General features: G+C 66.5%; 19 protein-coding genes and 2 tRNA genes. 2 read left to right on the top strand and 19 right to left on the bottom strand.

The genetic code is table 11. The annotated features are described in order from the left end of the window. Positions 1-48: 48 nt before the first annotated feature. Positions 49-133: transfer RNA gene (locus CDA09_RS04490), tRNA-Leu, on the top strand. Positions 134-277: 144 nt separating this feature from the next. Beyond that, positions 278-362 (top strand) — tRNA-Leu (locus CDA09_RS04485). A 187-nt stretch (positions 363-549) separates the two neighbouring features. On the opposite strand, the gene CDA09_RS04480 is transcribed toward CDA09_RS04485, so the two are convergent. The 19 genes from CDA09_RS04480 to CDA09_RS04390 all read right to left on the bottom strand — a co-directional run bounded on the left by CDA09_RS04480 (position 550) and on the right by CDA09_RS04390 (position 18568). Then, positions 550-1860 carry an adenylosuccinate synthase gene (locus CDA09_RS04480; RefSeq protein ID WP_121427521.1) on the bottom strand — a complete coding sequence of 437 codons (1311 nt, stop codon included), beginning with the start codon at positions 1858-1860 and terminating at the stop codon, positions 550-552. 5 nt (positions 1861-1865) lie between these two features. Beyond that, positions 1866-3020, bottom strand: coding sequence for an ATP phosphoribosyltransferase regulatory subunit (locus CDA09_RS04475; RefSeq protein WP_121427520.1), 1155 nt, complete (start codon positions 3018-3020; stop codon positions 1866-1868). A 9-nt stretch (positions 3021-3029) separates the two neighbouring features. Further along, positions 3030-3215, bottom strand: coding sequence for a DUF2065 domain-containing protein (locus tag CDA09_RS04470; RefSeq protein WP_121427519.1), 186 nt, complete (start codon positions 3213-3215; stop codon positions 3030-3032). Between the two features lie 4 nt (positions 3216-3219). After that, positions 3220-4101 (bottom strand): protease modulator HflC, encoded by an 882-nt coding sequence (gene hflC / locus CDA09_RS04465; protein ID WP_121427518.1) that lies wholly within the window; start codon positions 4099-4101, stop codon positions 3220-3222. After that, the gene (gene hflK, locus CDA09_RS04460) at positions 4101-5360 is read right to left on the bottom strand and encodes an FtsH protease activity modulator HflK (protein WP_121427517.1); all 1260 of its coding nucleotides are present in this window, start codon (positions 5358-5360) and stop codon (positions 4101-4103) included. Before hflK ends, hflC begins: the two co-directional genes overlap by 1 nt. 14 nt (positions 5361-5374) lie before the next feature. After that, positions 5375-6535: a ribosome rescue GTPase HflX gene (hflX, locus tag CDA09_RS04455; RefSeq protein WP_121427516.1), complete on the bottom strand. Its 1161-nt coding sequence runs from the start codon at positions 6533-6535 to the stop codon at positions 5375-5377. 35 nt (positions 6536-6570) lie between these two features. Then, positions 6571-6816: an RNA chaperone Hfq gene (hfq, locus tag CDA09_RS04450; RefSeq protein ID WP_026295813.1), complete on the bottom strand. Its 246-nt coding sequence runs from the start codon at positions 6814-6816 to the stop codon at positions 6571-6573. Positions 6817-6915: 99 nt separating this feature from the next. Next, positions 6916-8244, bottom strand: coding sequence for a ribosome biogenesis GTPase Der (gene der, locus CDA09_RS04445; RefSeq protein ID WP_121427515.1), 1329 nt, complete (start codon positions 8242-8244; stop codon positions 6916-6918). A 14-nt stretch (positions 8245-8258) separates the two neighbouring features. Further along, positions 8259-9401 carry an outer membrane protein assembly factor BamB gene (gene bamB, locus CDA09_RS04440; RefSeq protein WP_121427514.1) on the bottom strand — a complete coding sequence of 381 codons (1143 nt, stop codon included), beginning with the start codon at positions 9399-9401 and terminating at the stop codon, positions 8259-8261. A 3-nt stretch (positions 9402-9404) separates the two neighbouring features. Next, positions 9405-10052, bottom strand: a complete 648-nt coding sequence (locus CDA09_RS04435; RefSeq protein ID WP_121427513.1) for a YfgM family protein — start codon at positions 10050-10052, stop codon at positions 9405-9407. Further along, positions 10039-11355, bottom strand: a complete 1317-nt coding sequence (gene hisS / locus CDA09_RS04430) for a histidine--tRNA ligase (RefSeq protein WP_121427512.1) — start codon at positions 11353-11355, stop codon at positions 10039-10041. The genes CDA09_RS04435 and hisS overlap by 14 nt, the downstream gene beginning before the upstream one ends. 11 nt (positions 11356-11366) lie before the next feature. Next, on the bottom strand, positions 11367-12623 hold the full coding sequence (gene ispG, locus CDA09_RS04425; protein WP_121427511.1) for a flavodoxin-dependent (E)-4-hydroxy-3-methylbut-2-enyl-diphosphate synthase: 1257 nt from the start codon (positions 12621-12623) through the stop codon (positions 11367-11369). Positions 12624-12629: 6 nt separating this feature from the next. Continuing rightward, complete coding sequence (locus CDA09_RS04420; protein ID WP_121427510.1) at positions 12630-13619, bottom strand: RodZ domain-containing protein; 990 nt, start codon at positions 13617-13619, stop codon at positions 12630-12632. Then, complete coding sequence (pilW, locus tag CDA09_RS04415) at positions 13616-14416, bottom strand: type IV pilus biogenesis/stability protein PilW (RefSeq protein ID WP_121427509.1); 801 nt, start codon at positions 14414-14416, stop codon at positions 13616-13618. Before pilW ends, CDA09_RS04420 begins: the two co-directional genes overlap by 4 nt. Then, a complete protein-coding gene (rlmN, locus tag CDA09_RS04410) occupies positions 14413-15546 on the bottom strand; it encodes a dual-specificity RNA methyltransferase RlmN (RefSeq protein ID WP_121427508.1) in 1134 nt (377 codons plus the stop codon). Before rlmN ends, pilW begins: the two co-directional genes overlap by 4 nt. An 85-nt stretch (positions 15547-15631) precedes the next feature. Continuing rightward, positions 15632-16057, bottom strand: coding sequence for a nucleoside-diphosphate kinase (gene ndk, locus CDA09_RS04405; protein ID WP_121427507.1), 426 nt, complete (start codon positions 16055-16057; stop codon positions 15632-15634). A gap of 191 nt (positions 16058-16248) precedes the next feature. After that, entirely contained in the window at positions 16249-17256 is a 1008-nt protein-coding gene (locus tag CDA09_RS04400; RefSeq protein ID WP_121427506.1) for an inorganic phosphate transporter, read from the bottom strand. 24 nt (positions 17257-17280) lie between these two features. Further along, positions 17281-17919, bottom strand: a complete 639-nt coding sequence (locus CDA09_RS04395) for a DUF47 domain-containing protein (RefSeq protein ID WP_121427505.1) — start codon at positions 17917-17919, stop codon at positions 17281-17283. A gap of 139 nt (positions 17920-18058) precedes the next feature. After that, the gene (locus CDA09_RS04390; RefSeq protein WP_286164375.1) at positions 18059-18568 is read right to left on the bottom strand and encodes a TlpA family protein disulfide reductase; all 510 of its coding nucleotides are present in this window, start codon (positions 18566-18568) and stop codon (positions 18059-18061) included. Positions 18569-18675 lie beyond the last annotated feature (107 nt).

The following is an 18675-nucleotide window of genomic DNA, read 5'->3' as shown; positions in this document are numbered from 1 at the left end:
TCGTACTCATTGACATTCAGATTCTGCCGCTTATAATGCGCGGCTCTTGCCCAGATGGCGGAATTGGTAGACGCACTAGTTTCAGGTACTAGCGCTGCGAGGCGTGGAGGTTCGAGTCCTCTTCTGGGCACCAGTTCTACGGAAAAGCCGACCTTGTGTCGGCTTTTTTGTTGCTCTTTCGCCGCAGCGATCCGAAAACGGACCCGACGGGCTGCACGCTCCTGCATAGCCATTCCGCTTGGCCGACGGCGAACTTGCCGCTATAATGGCCGTTCTTGCCCAGATGGCGGAATTGGTAGACGCACTAGTTTCAGGTACTAGCGCCGCGAGGCGTGGAGGTTCGAGTCCTCTTCTGGGCACCAGATCCAAGCAAAAGCCGGCCACTCGACCGGCTTTTGCTTTTTCGATACCCGGTTTTGCAATGCAGATCCGGCCACGAGAGGCGCTGCACATCCCTCCGCCCGCACGCACGCACCGCCCGTCGGGCAGGCCACCGGGGCGGTCCGCCCCGGCGTCATCGGCAGGTGCTGCAGTACCGATCAAGCGCGCTCAGACGCCGAACGGATGGCGACGCAGGATGGTCTCGTCGCGCTCGGGGCCGGTCGAGATCACGTCGATCGGAATCTCGCAGATCTCCTCGACGCGGTGCAGGTAGGCGCGCGCCTCCTGCGGCAGCGCGTCCCAGCTCTGCGCGCCGAACGTCGTGCCACTCCAGCCGGGCATCGTCTCGTAGATCGGCTCGCAGCGCTTCACCTCCTCCGCCCCCATCGGCAGCAGGTCGATGCGCTTGCCGTCGAGCAGGTAGCCCGTGCACAGCTTCAACTCCGTCAGGCCGTCGAGCACGTCGAGCTTGGTGATGCACAGGCCGGTCACGCCGTTGATGATCAGCGAGCGCTTCAGCGCAGCCAGATCCAGCCAGCCGCAGCGGCGCTTGCGCCCCGTGACGGTGCCGAATTCGCGCCCCTTGGTCGACATCTGGTGACCTGCCGTGCCGGCCGCCTCGATGTCGAGCTCGGTCGGGAAGGGGCCCCCGCCGACGCGCGTGCAGTAGGCCTTGGTGATGCCCAGCACGTAGTGCAGGCGGCCCGGTCCGACGCCCGCCCCCGCCGCCGCCTGACCGGCGACGCAGTTGCTGGACGTCACGAACGGATAGGTGCCGTGGTCGATGTCGAGCAGCGTGCCCTGCGCGCCCTCGAACAGCAGGCTGCCGCCGGACTTGTTCACGTCGTACAGCTCCGCCGACACGTCGGCGACCATGGGCAGGATCTCGGCCGCGTCGGCCATCGCCTGGTCGAACACCGGCTGGAATTCCACGGCGTCCGCGCCCAGGTGCTGCGTCAGCACGAAGTTGTGGTACTCGAGGTTCGCGCGCAGCTTCTCGGCGAAGCGCTCGCGGTCGAAGAGGTCATACACGCGCAGCGCACGGCGCGCGACCTTGTCCTCATAGGTCGGTCCGATGCCCTTGCCGGTCGTGCCGATCTTGTCGCCGGCGCTCTTGGCCGCCTCGCGCGCACGGTCGAGCGCCGAATGGTAGCCGAGGATCAGCGGGCAGCCCGGGCTGATGCGCAGGCGCTCGCGCACCTTGATGCCACCGGCTTCGAGCGTGCGGATCTCGGACAGCAGGTGGTGCACGTCGAGCACCACGCCGTTGCCGATGTAGCAGGCCACGCCTTCGCGCACGATGCCCGAGGGCACGAGGTTCAGCTTGTACTCGTTGGCCCCGACCACCAGCGTATGGCCGGCATTGTGGCCACCCTGGAAGCGCACCACGCCCCTGGCGTGATCGGTGAGCCAGTCGACGATCTTGCCCTTGCCCTCGTCGCCCCACTGGGTGCCTACAACCACTACGTTCTTTGACATTTACCTCAATCTCCCTGAAGCGCCTCGACCGCCCAGCGGCCGTCGCGCTCGATCAGTTGCCGGTCGCAACCGGCTTCCTTCCAGCTTCCATCATGTCCCGGCAGGGCGGTCATCACCACCTCGCCTCGTGCACGCAGTCCTGCGATCGCTTCCGCCAATGCGGCATTGCCCGCGGCCGGCGCGAGGATCGCGCCCGCCCCCGCCGCGTCGGGCAGGTGCAGCGCCAGCTCGCGCAGATCGAGGCTGAAACCCGTCGCCGGCCTGCCGCGACCGAACGCCTCGCCGAGGCGGTCGTAGCGCCCACCCAGCGCGAGCGCCGCCGGCGAGCCGCTGCCGTAGGCCGCGAACACCACTCCGTTGTGGTAATGGTAGCCGCGCAGGTCGGCGAGATCGAAGCTGATCGGCAGCTCGGCGAGCGCGGTCGCCAGCGTGCCGAGGTCGTCGAGCGCCGCACGGATCTCGGCGTCGTCGGGCAGGCAGCGGCGTGCCTCGGCGAGCACTTCCGGGCCGCCATACAGGGTCGGCAAGGCCAGCAAAGCCGAACGCGCCGGCTCGGCGACGTCCGCGAGCAGCTCGTGCAGCCCGGGCATGTCCTTTGCCTGCAGCAGATCGAACAGCTCCTCCTCGCGCCCCGGCACCATCCCCGCACGCGCCGCGAGCACGCGGAACAGGCCGACGTGGCCCAGATCGATGCGGCTCGCAGGCACTTCGGCGAGGCGCATCACTTCCGACAGCAGGCGCACGATCTCGATGTCCGCATCGATCCCGGCATGGCCATAGAGCTCGGCGCCGAGTTGCAGCGGCTCGCGCGTGGCGGTCAGCGTGGACGGCAGCGCGTGCAGGACGCTGCCGCAGTAACACAGGCGCGACACACCCTTGCGGTTCAGCAGGTGCGCATCGATGCGCGCGACCTGCGGCGTCATGTCGGCGCGCACCCCCATGGTCTTGCCGGACAGCTGGTCGACCAGCTTGCAGGTACGCAGCTTCAGGTCCTGGCTGGCACCGGTCGTCAGCGAATCGAGATATTCGAGCAGCGGCGGCACGACCAGCTGGTAGCCGTGGCCACGGAAGGCATCGAGCAGGCGCCGGCGCAGGCGCTCCAGCTTTTCGGCCTCGGACGGCAAGGCGTCCTGGATGTGATCGGGAAGTACCCAGCGCATGATATCTGTTCAGGAAAACACGACAAGCAGCACCACGCCGATGAGCATCGAGGTCAGTCCGATGAAGCGGATCTGGCCGTCGGCCATGTGCGCGAGCCGCAAAAAAGTTTCGCGCCAGGCAGCTGGCGCGACAAAGGGCAGGATGCCTTCGATCACCAGCATCAGTGCGAAGGCCATCAGCAGCTTGTTGGTCATGAGTTCAGTTCTTCTTGCCTCCGCCCGAATCCTTCATGAACCTGAAGAACTCCGAACTCGGATCGACGACCATCACGTCGCTCTTGTTCGCGAAGCTCTCGCGATAGGCTTCGAGGCTGCGATAGAACGAATAGAACTCGGCGTTCTGGCCGTAGGCCTGGGCGTAGATCGCGGTCGCCTTGGCGTCGCCCGCACCCTTCACCTGCTGCGCGTCGCGGTAGGCCTCGGCGATGATGACTTCGCGCTGCCGGTCGGCATCCGCACGGATCTTCTCCGCGATCGCCCCGCCCTCCGAACGCAGCTCGTTCGCGACGCGCTTGCGTTCGGCTTCCATGCGGCGATACACCGACTCGGACACCTCGAGCGGCAGGTCGACACGCTTCAGACGCACGTCGAGGATCTGCACGCCGATCTTGCGCGCGTCCTGGTCGGCCCGGGTGCGCATGTCCTCCATGATCTTGTCGCGCGCGCCGGACACCACGTCATGCACCGTGCGGCGGCCGAACTCCTCGCGCAGCCCGGCATTCACCGTCTGCAACAGCCGCGTGCGCGCGCGCGCCTCGTCGCCGGCGACGGAGACGTAATAGAGCTGCGGATCGACGATACGCCACTTCACGAAATGGTCGACGAGAACGTTCTTCTTCTCTGCGGTGATGAAGCGTTCCGGCTCCGGCGTATCCATCGTCAGGATGCGGCGATCGAAATAGCGCACGTTCTGGATCATCGGCCACTTGAAATTCAGCCCGGGCTTCTCGATGACCTCCTTGACCTCACCAAGCTGGAACACGACGGCAAACTGGCGCTGGTCCACGGTGAACAGCGTCATCGAGGCGAGCGCCGCCAGCAACAGCAGCACACCGGCAATAATCGACATCCTGTCACGCATCAGCGCTCTCCCCGCTCGCGGTCGCGTGCCATCTGGTCGCGGCTGCGTGAATCCATAGAACTTTCGGCACGCGGCGCCGGTGCCGGAGCGGCCGGAGCGGGCGTCGACGCCGGAGAGGCGTCATGCGAGGCTTGCGCGCCGGCGGACTGCATCAGCTTGTCGAGGGGCATGTACAGCAGATTGCCGTTGCCCTTGGCATCGACCATGACCTTGCTGGTCTTCGACATGACCTGCTGCATCGTTTCGAGATACAGCCGCTCGCGCGTCACCTCGGGCGCGCGCCGGTACTCGGTCAGCACCTGGCTGAAGCGTGCGGCCTCGCCCTCGGCGTTCGCGACGACCCGGGCGCGGTAGGCGTTTGCTTCCTCGGTCAGGCGCGAAGCGGTACCGCGGGCGCGCGGGATGACGTCATTGGCATAGGCCTCGCCTTCGTTGCGCAGGCGCTCGCGATCCTGCCCCGCCTTCACGGCGTCGTCGAATGCCGCCTGGACCTGCTCCGGCGGCTGCGCGTTCTGCATCGTCACGCGGCTGATCTGGATGCCGGTGTCGTAGCGATCGAGGATCTTCTGGATCGTGTCGTGCGCATTCGCGGCCATCTGCTCACGGCCTTCGTACAGCACGAAGTCCATCTTGCTCTTGCCCACAATCTCGCGCATCGCCGATTCGGCCGCCTGCATCACCGCCTCATCGGGATAACGGTTGTTGAACAGGTATTTCTCCGGGCTGGCGAGCACGTACTGGACGGCGAACTGGATGTTGATGATGTTCTCGTCATCGGTGAGCATCAGCGCCTCTCGCAGCACCTTGTTGCGCTCGGAACCGCGATAGCCGACCTCGACGGTGCGAACACCGGTGAGGTCCACGACATCGCTGCTCTCGATCGGATACGGCAGGCGCCAGCGCAGGCCCGGCTCGGTCGTCTCGATGTACTTGCCGAAGCGCAGCACGACGCCGCGCTGGTTGGCGTCGACGATGTAGAAGCCGCTGGCCAGCCACACGACGACGATCAGCGCGATCAGCGCGCCGATGCCGCCGCCGAACTGGCGGAACGACAGCTGCGGAAACTGCGGGCCGCCGCCCTCGCCACCGCCGCGCCCGCCCCGTCTGCCGCCGAGCATGCCGGAAAGCCGTTGATTGAAATCGCGCCACAGGTCCTCGAGGTCGGGAGGCCCCTGATTGCCGCCCCGCCTGTCGTCGCCGCGCTTGTCGTCGCCATTCCCCTGGCTGTTGTTGCCCCAGCGTGGATCGTTGAGAGACATTAGAACGCCTGTAATCACGTTTGAATTTGATCTTTGTCGGTGAAATCGGGCGCGATCCCGACCGGAACGCGTGGAGCGTCCGTCGTTGCGCTGCGCGCGGCCTCGGCGAGGGCCTCGCGCAACAGCCCAAGTCCTTCGCCAGTCCTGGCGCTCAAGAAAACGCGCACGATCTTACCATACTCGTCCTGCTGGACTCCGGCCTCGGCCCGCGTCAGGTCGATCTTGTTCATGACCATGATCTGCGGCACACCGCCCGCACCGATCTCGGTCAGCACCGCGTTGACCGCCTCGACCTGGGCCTCGCGATCCTCGCTCGCCGAGTCGACGACGTGCAGCAACAGATCCGCGTTCGCCGTTTCCTCCAACGTCGCGTGGAAGGCCGCGACGAGCGCATGCGGCAGGTCGCGGATGAAGCCCACGGTGTCGGACAGCACCACGTTGCAGCCTTCGCCGACAAAGAGGCGGCGTGAGGTCGTGTCCAGGGTCGCGAAAAGCTGGTCGGCCGCATAGGCGCCGGCCTTCGTCAGCGCGTTGAACAGCGTCGATTTGCCGGCGTTCGTGTAGCCAACGAGCGATACCGACAGCACGTCGCGCCCCTCGCGGCCGCGACGGCGCACCCGGCGCTGCTTCTCGATCTGCGCGAGGCGCTCCCTGAGCACCTTGACGCGCTTGCCGAGCAGCCGCCGGTCGGTCTCGAGCTGGGTTTCGCCCGGTCCGCGCAGGCCGATGCCGCCCTTTTGCCGTTCGAGGTGGGTCCAGCCGCGCACGAGGCGCGTCGAGAGATGGTCGAGCTGCGCGAGTTCGACCTGCAGCTTGCCTTCGTGGCTGCGTGCGCGCTGCGCGAAGATGTCGAGGATCAGGGCCGTGCGGTCGACGACGCGGCACTGCAGCGCGCGTTCGAGGTTGCGCTGCTGCGCAGGTGAAAGCGCGTGGTTGAAGATGACAAAATCGGCGCCGTGGACGCGCAGGATTTCGGCGATCTCATCGACCTTGCCTCGCCCGGCGAAGAGCGCCGGATCGGGCCGCGCCCGCCGGCCGCCGACGACGGCTTCCACGCTCGCCCCGGCGCTGATCGCGAGCAGCTTGAGTTCGGAAAGGCGCTCGTCCAGCGCACCCTGATTCAGGTCGAGCTGGACGAGTACCGCGCGCTCACCGGCATCGGGGCGCTCAAACATGGAGGGAGTCGGCGTCCGTGAGGCGCCGCCGGGAATCAGCTATTGCCGTCACCCGAGTCCTGTTGCTGGATGTTGACCGGACGTGCGGGCACGACCGTCGAGATCGCATGCTTGTACACCATCTGGGTGACAGTGTTCTTCAGCAGCACGACGTACTGGTCGAAAGATTCGATCTGGCCCTGCAACTTGATGCCGTTGACCAGATAGATCGCCACGGGGACATGCTCCCTGCGCAGGGTGTTCAGGAACGGGTCTTGTAGAAGTTGCCCTTTATTGCTCATTTTCAAACCTCGAGGCTGCGTTTTATTGTGTGAATGTAAAGGATTTCATGCTGCACTGCCACATTTGCACAGGCAATCCATCCCGGCGTGGAGTTGGCGTTATTCTTTTCCGATGTACGGATTGTGCGAGGTCCGGAATTGTATCCGCAATGGCGTGCCCTGCAATTTGAACGCTTCCATGAAGGTGCGTTCCAGAAAGCGCACGTAGGACGCCGGCACCTGATCGAGCGCGGCGCCGTGGATCACGACAATCGGGGGGTTGTTGCCGCCCTGGTGGGCGTAGCGCATTTTCGGTCGGAACATGCCGCTGCGCGGCGGCGCCTGCTTCGCCAGCGCGGCCTGCAGGGTGCGGGTGAGACGCGGCGTGGATAGGTTTACCATCGCCGCCGCATAGGCGGCATCGACGGACTTCATGACGGCGGCAACGCCCGCGCCCTTCAGTGCCGAGATATGGTGGAAGCGCGCAAACGACAGGAAACCCAGTTTGTGCTCGATCGCGCGCTTGACGAGCTCGCGCCGGTAGTCGTCGATGCTGTCCCACTTGTTGACCGCGACGACCAGCGCGCGCCCCGAGTCGAGGATGAAGCCGGCGATGTGGGCGTCCTGGTCGGAGATGTCCTGCGACGCGTCGAGCACGAGCACGACGACGTTGCACTGCTCGATCGCCTGCAGCGTCTTGATGACGGAGAATTTCTCGATCGCTTCGAAGACCTTGCCGCGGCGACGCAGGCCGGCGGTGTCGATCAGCGTGTAGTTGCGACCCTCGCGCTCGAACGGGATCGCGATCGCATCGCGGGTGGTGCCCGGCATGTCGAACGCGATGACGCGCTCTTCGCCGAGCAGGCTGTTCACGAGGGTGGATTTGCCGACGTTGGGACGGCCGACGATCGCGATGCGCGGGCCGTGGTCGGCCGCTTCCTCAGGCTCCTCGTCGAGCGGGAAGTCGGCGAGCGCCAGGTCGACGAGCTGCTTGACGCCATCGCCGTGGGCGGCCGACACCGGCAGCGGCGCGCCGAGTCCCAGCGCATGGAAATCGGCGGAGACGATGCTGCGCTCCATGCCTTCGGCCTTGTTCACGACCAGATGCACGGGGCGGCCGGCACGGCGCAGCCGGGCGGCGATCTGCTCGTCGTGCGGCGTCAGGCCGGCGCGGCCGTCCACGAGGAACAGCAGCACGTCCGCTTCGGCGATCGCCTGCTCGGCCTGCCGCGCCATCTCGTGCATGATGCCGGCCTTCGCGACCGGGTCGAAGCCGGCGGTGTCGACGACCAGATAGTCGCGATCACCGACGCGGCCGATACCGTAGTGGCGATCGCGCGTGAGACCAGGCTGGTCGGCGACCAGGGCGTCGCGCGTGCGCGTGAGCCGGTTGAACAGCGTCGATTTGCCGACGTTGGGCCGACCGACGAGGACGATGGTGGGTTTCAAGCGCTCATTCCCGCTCAGCGGGCCTCATAAACAAAGATGCCGCCGTCGCGCGTCTGAACGACGAGGCCGCCACGCCCGAAGCGGCGCGGCTCGGCCACGATGCCGCTGCTGTCGGCGCGGGTGCGCGCGGCAAAGGCACCGGTCTCGCGGTTCAGCAGATGGACATAGCCTTCGAAGTCCCCGACCGCGACGAAATCGCCGACGAGCAGCGGCCGCGACAGACCACGGCGCGGTAGCGCGTCCTGCTTCCACACGTTCGCACCGTTGGAACCGTCGAGCGCCTGGACGGCGTCGTTGTCGTCGGTGATCACGACAAAGCGGCTGTCGCGGTCCATGCCGACGCTGCTGGAGAAGTCGCGCGACCACAGCGCGTTGCCGTTGGTCGAGTCGAAACATGCGGCACGCCCCTGGTAGGACACGGCGCACAGGTCCTTGCGTCCGACGACCGGCGTGCCGGCGATGTCGGCGACGCGCTCGAGTTCGGTCGAGCCCTTCGGCGTGGCGACGGTCAGCTCCCAGAGCTGGCCGCCGTTCGCGAGGCTCACCGCGACGAGCTTGCCCCCCGGGTAACCAGCGACGGCCGCCGAGCCTTCCAGCGTGACGCCCGCGAAGCTGCGCAGCGACAGCGGCGGCGTCGAGCGCTGGAAGGTCCAGCGGCGCGCGCCGCTGGTCGCATCGAGGCCGATCAGGCGACTGTCGGAGGTGCGTGCGACCACGATGGCATCGTCAACGGCGGGCGCGGCGAGCACTTCGGCGCCGATGGTGGCACGCCAGCGCTCGGCGCCGTTCGCCGCGTCGAGCGCGACGATCTCGCCGCCCGTGGTGGCGACCACCACCAGCTTGCCGTTGCTGCCGACACCGGCGGAGAGACGCTTGCCGACGCTGACCTTCCACGCCGCCTTGCCATCCTTGAAGCGCGCGACGTCGCCGTCGTGTGCGGCCGCATAGATGTCCTCGCCGACCACGGCGGGCTGGAAGACATAGTCACCGGACTTGCCGATGCGCGCCTGCCATAGCGGGTGCAGTTCGGCGGACGGCTTGAAGTCGGCGAGCTTGGCGGGCTTGGGGCCCGATGCAGCAAAAGGATTGAGCGAGGAGCAGCCCGCGAGCAGCGCCAGCGAACCCGCGAGCGCAAGCACAGTGATCGATCGCTTCATCGTTCAGCCCTCCAGAGCCTGCTGCTTGACGCGAATGACTTCGCGCAGCGTATCGCCGCCTTCGGCATCGTCGCCGGCGAGCGCATCGAGCCCGGCCTGGTACGCGCTGCGTGCCTCGGCAGGCTTGCCGCTCGCTGCCAGCACGTCGCCGCGCAGGTCTTCGAAACGGGCCTTGAGCGCCGGCGCCGGGGCGTTGGCGAGCTGCGCGAGCGCCTGGTCGAAAGCGCCCTCGTCGAGGAGCAGTGCAGCGAGGCGCAGGCGGGCGATGTCCTTCAGCGCGGGATCGCTGCCTTTGGCGAGCAGCCACTCGAGCTGTACCCGGGCGCTCTTCGCATCGCCCTTCGTTACCAGCACGCCGGCCGAGGTCAGCGCCGCCATTTCGGCGTAGGCGGTCGACGGGAACTTCTCGATGATCTGGCCCGCAGCCTCGCGCGTCTTCTGCGCATCACCCTGCATCGCGGCCTGCTGCAGCAGGAAGTAGAGTGCGCCGGCGTCGGCGGCCTGACGGCCCCTGTAGTACTGGAAGCCCTGCCACCCGACCGAGGCCAGCGCGGCAGCCACGGCGATCGCGGTCACGAACTTGCCGTACTGGACCCACCAGGCCCTCAGTTCGGAAATCTGCTCCTGCTCTTCGAGGTCATACACTGCCATCGTTTTCCTCTTCCTCAGTAAATAGGCATTCGGCAACCGCATCGCCGAGCGCTTCGAGTGCAACACGTTGCTGGCCACCGGGGCCGCGCAGGGGCTTGAGGCCGACTTCGCCGGCGGCCGCCTCGTCGTCGCCGATGATGACGGCGAGCTGGGCGCCACTGGCATCGGCCTTCTTCATCTGCGACTTGAAGCTGCCGCCACCGCAATGGGCGAGCACCGCGAAACCGTAGCCGCGCAGGGCTTCGGCGGCGCGGAAGGCAAGGAGCTGGGCCTGATCGCCCATATGGACGACGTACACATCCGGATGGGCGCGCTCGATCTCGCCGCCGCCCTCGCGCCACAAGGCAAGCAGGCGCTCGACGCCCATCGCGAAACCGGCCGCGGGCGCGGGCTTGCCGCCGAGCTGCTCGATCAGGCCGTCGTAACGGCCACCCGCGCAGACGGTCCCCTGCGCGCCGAGGCGCGTCGTGACCCATTCGAAAACGGTACGGTTGTAGTAGTCGAGACCGCGCACCAGCCGGTGGTTGATGCGGTAGGGGATGCCTGCGTCCTTGAGCAGGGTCTGCACGCCCTCGAAATGCTCGAGCGATTCCTCACCGAGAAAATCCGTCAGGCGCGGCGCCGCCTCGACGATCTCGTGCAGGTCGAGGTTCTTGGTGTCGAGGATGCGCAGCGGATTGGTATGCAGCCGGCGCTTGCTGTCCTCGTCGAGACGATCCTCGTGCGCGGAGAGGTAGGCGACCAGTTCGGCGCGGTGACGGGCACGCTCCGCGCTGGAGCCGAGCGAGTTGAGTTCGAGCTTGACGTCTTCGAGGCCGAGGTCTTCCCACAGACGGGCGCACATCAGGATGTGCTCGGCGTCGATGTCGGGGCCGTCGAAACCCAGCGCCTCGACGCCGATCTGGTGGAACTGGCGGTAGCGCCCCTTCTGCGGGCGCTCGTGACGGAACATCGGCCCGTGGTAGTACAGGCGCTGGGCGCCGGCCGCCAGCATCTTGTGCTGGATCGCGGCCCGCACGCACGAGGCGGTACCCTCGGGGCGCAGCGTCAGGAGCTCGCCATTGAGCGAGTCCTCGAAGGAGTACATCTCCTTCTCGACGATGTCGGTGACCTCGCCGATCGCGCGCTTGAACAGCGGCGTCGGCTCCACGATGGGCATGCGGATCGGGCGGTAGCCGTAGCTGCGCAGCCAGTCGCGCACGATGTCTTCGAAGTGCTCCCAGGCCTCGGCGTCGTCGGGCAGGATGTCGTTCATCCCGCGCACGGCCTGCAGGGTCTGCGTTACAGGTTTCTTTTCGGTCATGGCTGGACGGTTCAGGCCGCCTTTCTTGTGTATCTGGTCGCGACGTAGTTGTCGATGATCGCAATGAACTCGGTGGCGATGTTGTCGCCACGCAGCGTAACGGTTTTTTCGCCGTCGACGAACACCGGGGCGGCGGGCGTCTCGCCGGTGCCGGGGAGCGAGATGCCGATGTTGGCGTGCTTGCTCTCGCCGGGGCCGTTGACGATGCAGCCCATGACGGCGAGCGTCATGCTCTCGACGCCGTCGTACTGCTCGCGCCACACGGGCATCTGCTCGCGCACGTAGGTCTGGATCGTCGACGCGAGCTCCTGGAAGAAGGTGCTGGTCGTGCGGCCGCAACCCGGGCAGGCGGTGACCATCGGCGTGAAGGCGCGCAGGCCCATGGTCTGCAGGATTTCCTGCGCGACGACGACTTCCTGCGCGCGGCTGCCGTTGGGCTCGGGCGTGAGCGAGATGCGGATCGTGTCGCCGATGCCTTCCTGCAGCAGCACCGCAAGCGCGGCGGACGAGGCGACGATGCCCTTCGAACCCATCCCGGCCTCGGTCAGCCCGAGGTGCAGCGGATACTCGCAGCGGCGCGCCATCTCGCGATACACCGCGATGAGGTCCTGCACGCTCGACACCTTGGCCGAGAGGATGATGCGATCGCCGCCGAGGCCGTATTCCTCGGCCTTGGCCGCGGATTCGAGGGCGGACACGACGAGGGCCTCGCGCATGACTGCGCCGGCGTCGCGCGGCGTGGCAAGGCGGGCGTTCTCGTCCATGACGCGGGCGAGCACGGACTGGTCGAGGCTGCCCCAGTTCACGCCGATGCGCACGGGCTTGTCGTACTTGCACGCGATCTCGACGATGGCGGCGAACTGCGGGTCGCGCTTGACACCCGCGCCGACGTTGCCGGGGTTGATGCGCAGCTTCGCGAGCGCCTCGGCGCAGGCGGGATGATCGGCGAGCAGCTTGTGGCCGTTGTAGTGGAAATCGCCGACCAGCGGGACATCCATGTTCAGCGCGAGCAGCCGGTCGCGGATGTGCGGCACGGCCTTCGCCGCGGCCTCGTTATTGACCGTGATGCGCACCAGTTCCGAGCCTGCACGTGCGAGCTCGGCGATCTGCATCGCGGTGCCAAGCACGTCAGCGGTGTCGGTATTGGTCATCGACTGCACGACGACCGGCGCGTCCGAGCCGATCAGGACGCGACCAACGCGCACCTGGCGCGTCCGGTGACGCGCCAGCGCACCGGCGGGACGATCGAGGGAAGCGGTTGTTGCCAATTCAGCTCACTCCAGGGTGAATCTCGCGACACTCACGCGTACGAAGGGCTTCAGGTCGTACGGCTTGCCGTGGTAGTCGATCGACACCTGCTTTGCGTTGCCGACGACGAGCGCGAAAGGCGGCTTGCCCTGCACCGTGCGCGTGGAGCCGGCGCCGTTGGTGCCCGAATAGATGATGCCGCCGCGCGCGTCGCGCACTTCGATCCAGGACTCCCCTTCGAAACGGAACACGATGTGCTCGACGCCCTCGGCGGGTGGCACGTCCGCGGGAACCGCCGCCGCGGCCTGAGGCGCAGCAGGGGCAGCGGGCGCCGCCTGCGCTGCGGGAACCTGGGGTGCCGCGACCGGCGCGGAGGCCGCTGCGCCGGTCGCCGCCCCGGGGGGGCTGGCCGGCTGGGGCTCGGATGCCGTGGCCGCAGGAGCCGGCAGCGACGGCACGACGCCGCTCGCGACGAGTGCCGATTCCGACACCTGCCCCTGCGGAGCCGCAGCGGCACTGGTCACGGCAGGCATCTCCTGCGTCGCGGATTCGGCGACGTGTTCGGCGACCTCGGCTTTTCGGGCGGGCATGCGGAACCAGTCGAAATACCAGCCGACCAGGACGGCGAGCAGCAACACCCCGGCAATCAGGCCGACGGGGATGTGCATCGCACGCCTGCCGCTGCCGCTGGGCATGACCCCTACGGCGTTCGACACTGGCACGAGTTCGACCGCGCGTGCGTTGACGTCGGCCTCGAACGCTGCCAGCACGGTTGCCGGTTCGACGCCGAGGTAACGGGCGTAGTTGCGCAGGAAGCCGCGGGCGAAGGCCGCGCCGGGCAGGAGATCGAGACGCCCCGCTTCCATCGCCTCGATCTGCCGGCTGGTCAGCTTGAGGGAATGCGCCACGTCGCTCGCGGTTTCACCGCGAGCCTCGCGCAACTGGCGAAGTTGCGCGCCCATCGCAGCAGCGTCGGATATCGCCGCACCCTGCTGGTCCAGATGCACGTCTGTCACTCGTAATTTCCCTGGGTCATCAACTGGTATTCGGGGCTGTCGGCAAAGCGGCCGCGCAGTTGTGCCGCATAACTCGCTTCGGCGTCGCGGTTGCCCAGATGGCGCGCGGTGCGCAGCCCCAGCCACACCGATTGCGGCGTCGGTTCACCCTGCTGGTGCAGGTCGACGAGCAGGGTGTTGGCAGTGCCATAGGCGCCGCGCCGGTACGCAATGCCGGCAAGCTGGTAGATCGCCGCGTAGTTCGCGGGATCGGCCTGCACGGCGCGGCGGAATTCCTCTTCCGCCGCGGTGTCGTTGCCCTGGCGCAGGTGGCACAGGCCGGCGTTCGTGTAGGGCCGCGTCGGTGTGCGGTAGTATGGATTGCGCGCCGAGGCGGAGAGCCGCGCGAGCCCGTCCTCCACGTTGCCGGTGATGCACTGGAACCAGCCGTAACTGTTGTTGAATTCGGGGTCGTTCGGCGCGATCTCGAGCGCGCGCCGGAAATTCTCGCGCGCAAGATTGGTGTCGTCGATCGCCATGTACACGAGGCCCATGAGGTGATAAGCCGGCGCGTAGCCGTACTGGCTCTGCAGCGCCACGCGCGCTTCGTCGAGCGCAACGGTGTAGTTGCCGAGCTGCAGGTAAGCCACGCCCAGTTCGACGTGCACCTTGGCCGTCGCCTCGCCCTTGCCCGATACCGGCGTGTCCGCCACCGGACGATCTGCAAGCGGGGTTCCCGCCGCGTTCATGGTGGTGTTGCAGCCGGCGAGCGCCAGCATGAACAGCGGAAGTGACAGCGTCGCGAAGAGCCTGGTCATGCACGATCCTCCATCGATTTGGTCAGGCGAACGGTGCGGCGCGTACGATCCTGCACCTGCCCCGCGAGTTGGCCGCAGGCGGCATTGACGTCGTCGCCGCGCGTCTTGCGGGTCGTCGTCACGATGCCCGCGTCGAGCAGGATACCGGCAAATCGGCGTATGCGTTCGGGCTGAGAACGACCGAAACCGGAGTTCGGGAAGGGGTTGAACGGGATCAGGTTGAACTTGCACGGGACGTCGCGCACCAGGGCGACGAGCGCGCGCGCATGCGCGTCGGTATCGTTGACGCCGTCGAGCATCACGTATTCGAAGGTCACGAAATCGCGCGGGGCGCGCTCGAGGTAGCGCCGGCACGCGGCCATCAGCTCGCGCAGCGGGTACTTCTGGTTGATCGGCACGAGGCGGTCGCGCAGCGCGTCGTCGGGCGCATGCAGCGAAACGGCGAGCGCGACCGGGCATTCGTCGCGCAGGCGGTCCATTGCCGGCACGATGCCCGAGGTCGACACGGTGACGCGGCGGCGCGACAGGCCGTAGGCGTGGTCGTCGAGCATCAGGCGCAGCGCCGTGACGACGTTGTCGAAGTTCGCGAGGGGCTCACCCATGCCCATCATCACGACGTTGCTGATGACGCGGCCGTTGTCGGCATCGCCGTCCGCGTCCTTCGTGCCAGCCGGCGTCGCAGTGCCGCCGAGCAGCCTGTTCGCGAGCCACAGCTGGCCGATGATCTCGGCCGCCGTGAGGTTGCGGTTGAAACCCTGCTTGCCGGTCGAGCAAAAGGCGCAGTCAAGCGCGCAGCCGGCCTGCGACGAGATGCACAGGGTGCCGCGGTTGGTCTCGGGGATGAACACGGCCTCGACCGCGTTCGCGTTGCCCACGTCGAGCAGCCACTTGCGCGTGCCGTCTTCCGAGATGGTGTCGCGAATGGCCTGCGGCGGACGGATGCAGGCCTCCTGGGCGAGCTTCGCGCGCAGGCTCTTCGCGACGTCGGTCATGTTGTCGAACTCGGTTTCGCCGAAACGGTGCATCCAGCGCATCACCTGGCGCGCACGGAAGGGCTTCTCGCCGCGCTCGGCAAACCAGGCGACGAGACCGTTGACGTCGAAATCGAGCAGATTGACCGGTGTTTCCATGTGTTTCCTGTGCCGCCCTCAAAATGCAATCGGCCCGCGACGCACGAAGTGCGCGGGCCGATGCGCGGGCGCAGCCCTGAGAGGCTTAGCGGGCGTAAACGTTCATTCCCGGGAAGAAGAACGCGACTTCGACCGCGGCGGTTTCCGGAGCATCCGAACCGTGGACAGCGTTTGCGTCGATGGAATCCGCGAAATCGGCGCGGATGGTGCCCGGCGCCGCCTTCTTCGGATCGGTGGCGCCCATCAGGTCACGGTTCTTGGCGATGGCGTTCTCGCCTTCCAGGACCTGGATCATCACCGGACCGGAGACCATGAAGGACACCAGATCCTTGAAGAAGGGGCGCTCCTTGTGCACGGCGTAGAACTGGCCGGCCTCGCGCTCGGACAGGTGCGCCATCTTCGACGCGACGATCTTCAGCCCCGCATCCTCGAAGCGCTGGTAGATCTTGCCAATCACGTTCTTGGCGACGGCGTCGGGCTTGATGATGGACAGGGTGCGTTCGATAGCCATTTGAAAAAACTCCGGTTTGAATCGGTCAGCAGAAAAAGGGGCGGAATACGCGTAGCTCGCGATTCTAGCAGTTTTTCGTGACGGACTCCCAGCAACACGCGGTGGACGGCTTCCGCCTCCGGCCGTGGGCGCCCCCGACAAGCGCGGCTTTCCAAACCTGCCGAGTACCGGCAAACCCGTCGGCCCGTCCCTCAGAAAACCAGGCGACCGACGTACCAGGCACCGCCGGCGATCAGCGCGCTGCACGGGATCGTCAGGATCCACGCCCACACGATGCTTCCGGCGACCCCCCAGCGCACCGCGGAGACCTTGCGCGAGGAGCCGACGCCGACGATGGCGCCGGTGATCGTGTGGGTGGTCGACACCGGGATGCCGAGCGCGGTGGCGAGGAACAGCGTCATCGCGCCACCGGTCTCGGCGCAGAAGCCGCCGACCGGTTTCAGCTTGGTGATGCGCTGCCCCATGGTCTTGACGATGCGCCAGCCGCCGAACATCGTGCCGAGGCCGATTGCGAGGTAGCACACGACAATGACCCATACCGGCACGGGGTCCGAGTTCTGGCTGATGCCGGCGGCGATCAGGAGCATCCAGATGATGCCGATGGTCTTCTGCGCGTCGTTGCCGCCGTGGCCGAGACTGTAGAGCGAGGCCGACAGGAACTGGAGGCGGCGGAACCATTTGTCCACCTTGCGCTGCGAGGTGCGGAAGCAGATCCAGGATACGGCCACCATCAGGATCGATCCGAGCAGGAAGCCCAGCAGCGGCGACACGAGGATGAAGACGACGGTCTTGATGAGGCCGGCCGCAAGCAGCGAACCGAAGCCGCCCTTGGCGACCCCGGCGCCGACCAGGCCGCCGATCAGCGCGTGCGAGGAACTCGACGGGATACCGTAGTACCACGTGATCACGTTCCAGGCGATCGCCCCGACCAGCGCACCGAACACGACGACATGATCGACGATGGCGGGGTCGATGGTGCCCTTGCCGATCGTCGCGGCCACCTTCAGTTGAAAGAGGAAGAGCGCGACGATATTGAAGAACGCGGCCCAGGCGACAGCCTGGTGGGGCTTGAGCACGCCGGTCGAGACAATGGTCGCGATCGAGTTCGCGGCGTCGTGGAAGCCGTTCATGAAGTCGAACAGCAGGGCCAGCACCACGAGGAACATCACCGTGGCGATCCCGATCTCCATAGTTGCCATGTCGTTTTTCCCGGAGATCGCAGGTCAGGAGTTTTCAAGCACTACGGATTCGAGGATCTTGGCGACGTCCTTGCAGCGGTCGGTGACCGATTCGAGGAGTTCATACACGCCCTTCATCTTGATGACCACGCGCACGTCGGGCTCCTCGCGGAAGAGCTGCGACAGCGCCTTGCGCAGCACGCGGTCGGCATCGGCCTCGAAGCCGTCGATCTCGTGGCAGATGCGCAGGATCTCGCGGCCGTTGTCCATGTTCGACAGCAACACGACCGCCGAGCGCACGCTTTCGGCGCAGGACAGAGACAGCTCGGCGATGCGCAGGGCATCCTCGGTGGCGTCGGCAATGTCATACAGCGCGACGGTTTCGGCGACGTCCTGGATCGTGTCGAGCACGTCGTCCATGCGCGAGATCAGCTGGTGGATCTCGTCGCGGTCGAGCGGCGTGATGAACGTGGAGTGCATCAGCGCCATCACGTCGTGGTTCAGCTTGTCCGCGCGGGTCTCGATCTCGTCGATGTCGGCGGTGGCCTTGGCCGCTGCCGTCGCGTCCTTTCCGACCGCCTTCATCAGCACGACCAGGGCAGTCGCGCCGGCCACGATCTCGTCTGCGTGGGCGTTGAAAAGGGTGAAGAACTGTCCCTCACGGGGCATGAAGCGGGAGAACATGGGATTGTTTTTGCCGGACGGCCTTATGAAATCAGGCACGATTTTACCAGCGGAAACAATCCTGTAACGTTCAGCGCTCAAATTCGGTCGGAAAACGTTCCTCCCGCGCAACATACGCCGCCGGACACGCAGGCGAAAACTACATGCGCAAACCGAAGGCCTTGCGAATCGTCTCGACGGTTTCTGGGCTGTCCCATTCCTTGGCACCGACCACTTTGTGCAGCACCTTTCCGTCGGCGTCGACCAGCAGGGTGAGCGGAATGCGGTTGGCGCCGAGCATGTTTTCGAGCGCGAGCTGGCGGTCGATGAAATGAGGGAAGCTCGTCTTCGCCTGGGTCAGGAAGGCCTGCGCGCGCTCGGGGTAGTCGTCGATCGAGACCCCGATGACGTTGAACTGCTTGCCGTAGCGCTTCGACAGGCGCTCCAGCGAACCCATCTCGGCGAGGCAGGGCGGGCAGTAGCTCGCCCACACGTTGATGATCAGCGGCTTGCCGCGAAAGTCGCCGAGCAGGCGCGAACCGGCGGTGAGACCCTGCATCGGCGCCTCGCGCAGGGTGCCGCCTTCGGGCACTTCCCCGGGCGTGGCGAGCGCGGGCGCAGCAAAGGCGGCAAGGCAGAGGGCGAGGGAAACGAAGGCTTTCTTCATCATGGCAACGATCGCAAACGGTGAACGCAGCAGCGACGGCGGTATAAAACTGCGAGCATAGCAGGAGCCGCCCGAAGCGGGGGCGCGGGGGCGCGACGGGGTTGTCGCCC

The sequence above is a fragment of the Azoarcus sp. DN11 genome, from assembly GCF_003628555.1.
Taxonomy (GTDB): Bacteria; Pseudomonadota; Gammaproteobacteria; order Burkholderiales; family Rhodocyclaceae; genus Aromatoleum.
This window is presented reverse-complemented; position numbering and strand designations above follow the sequence as displayed.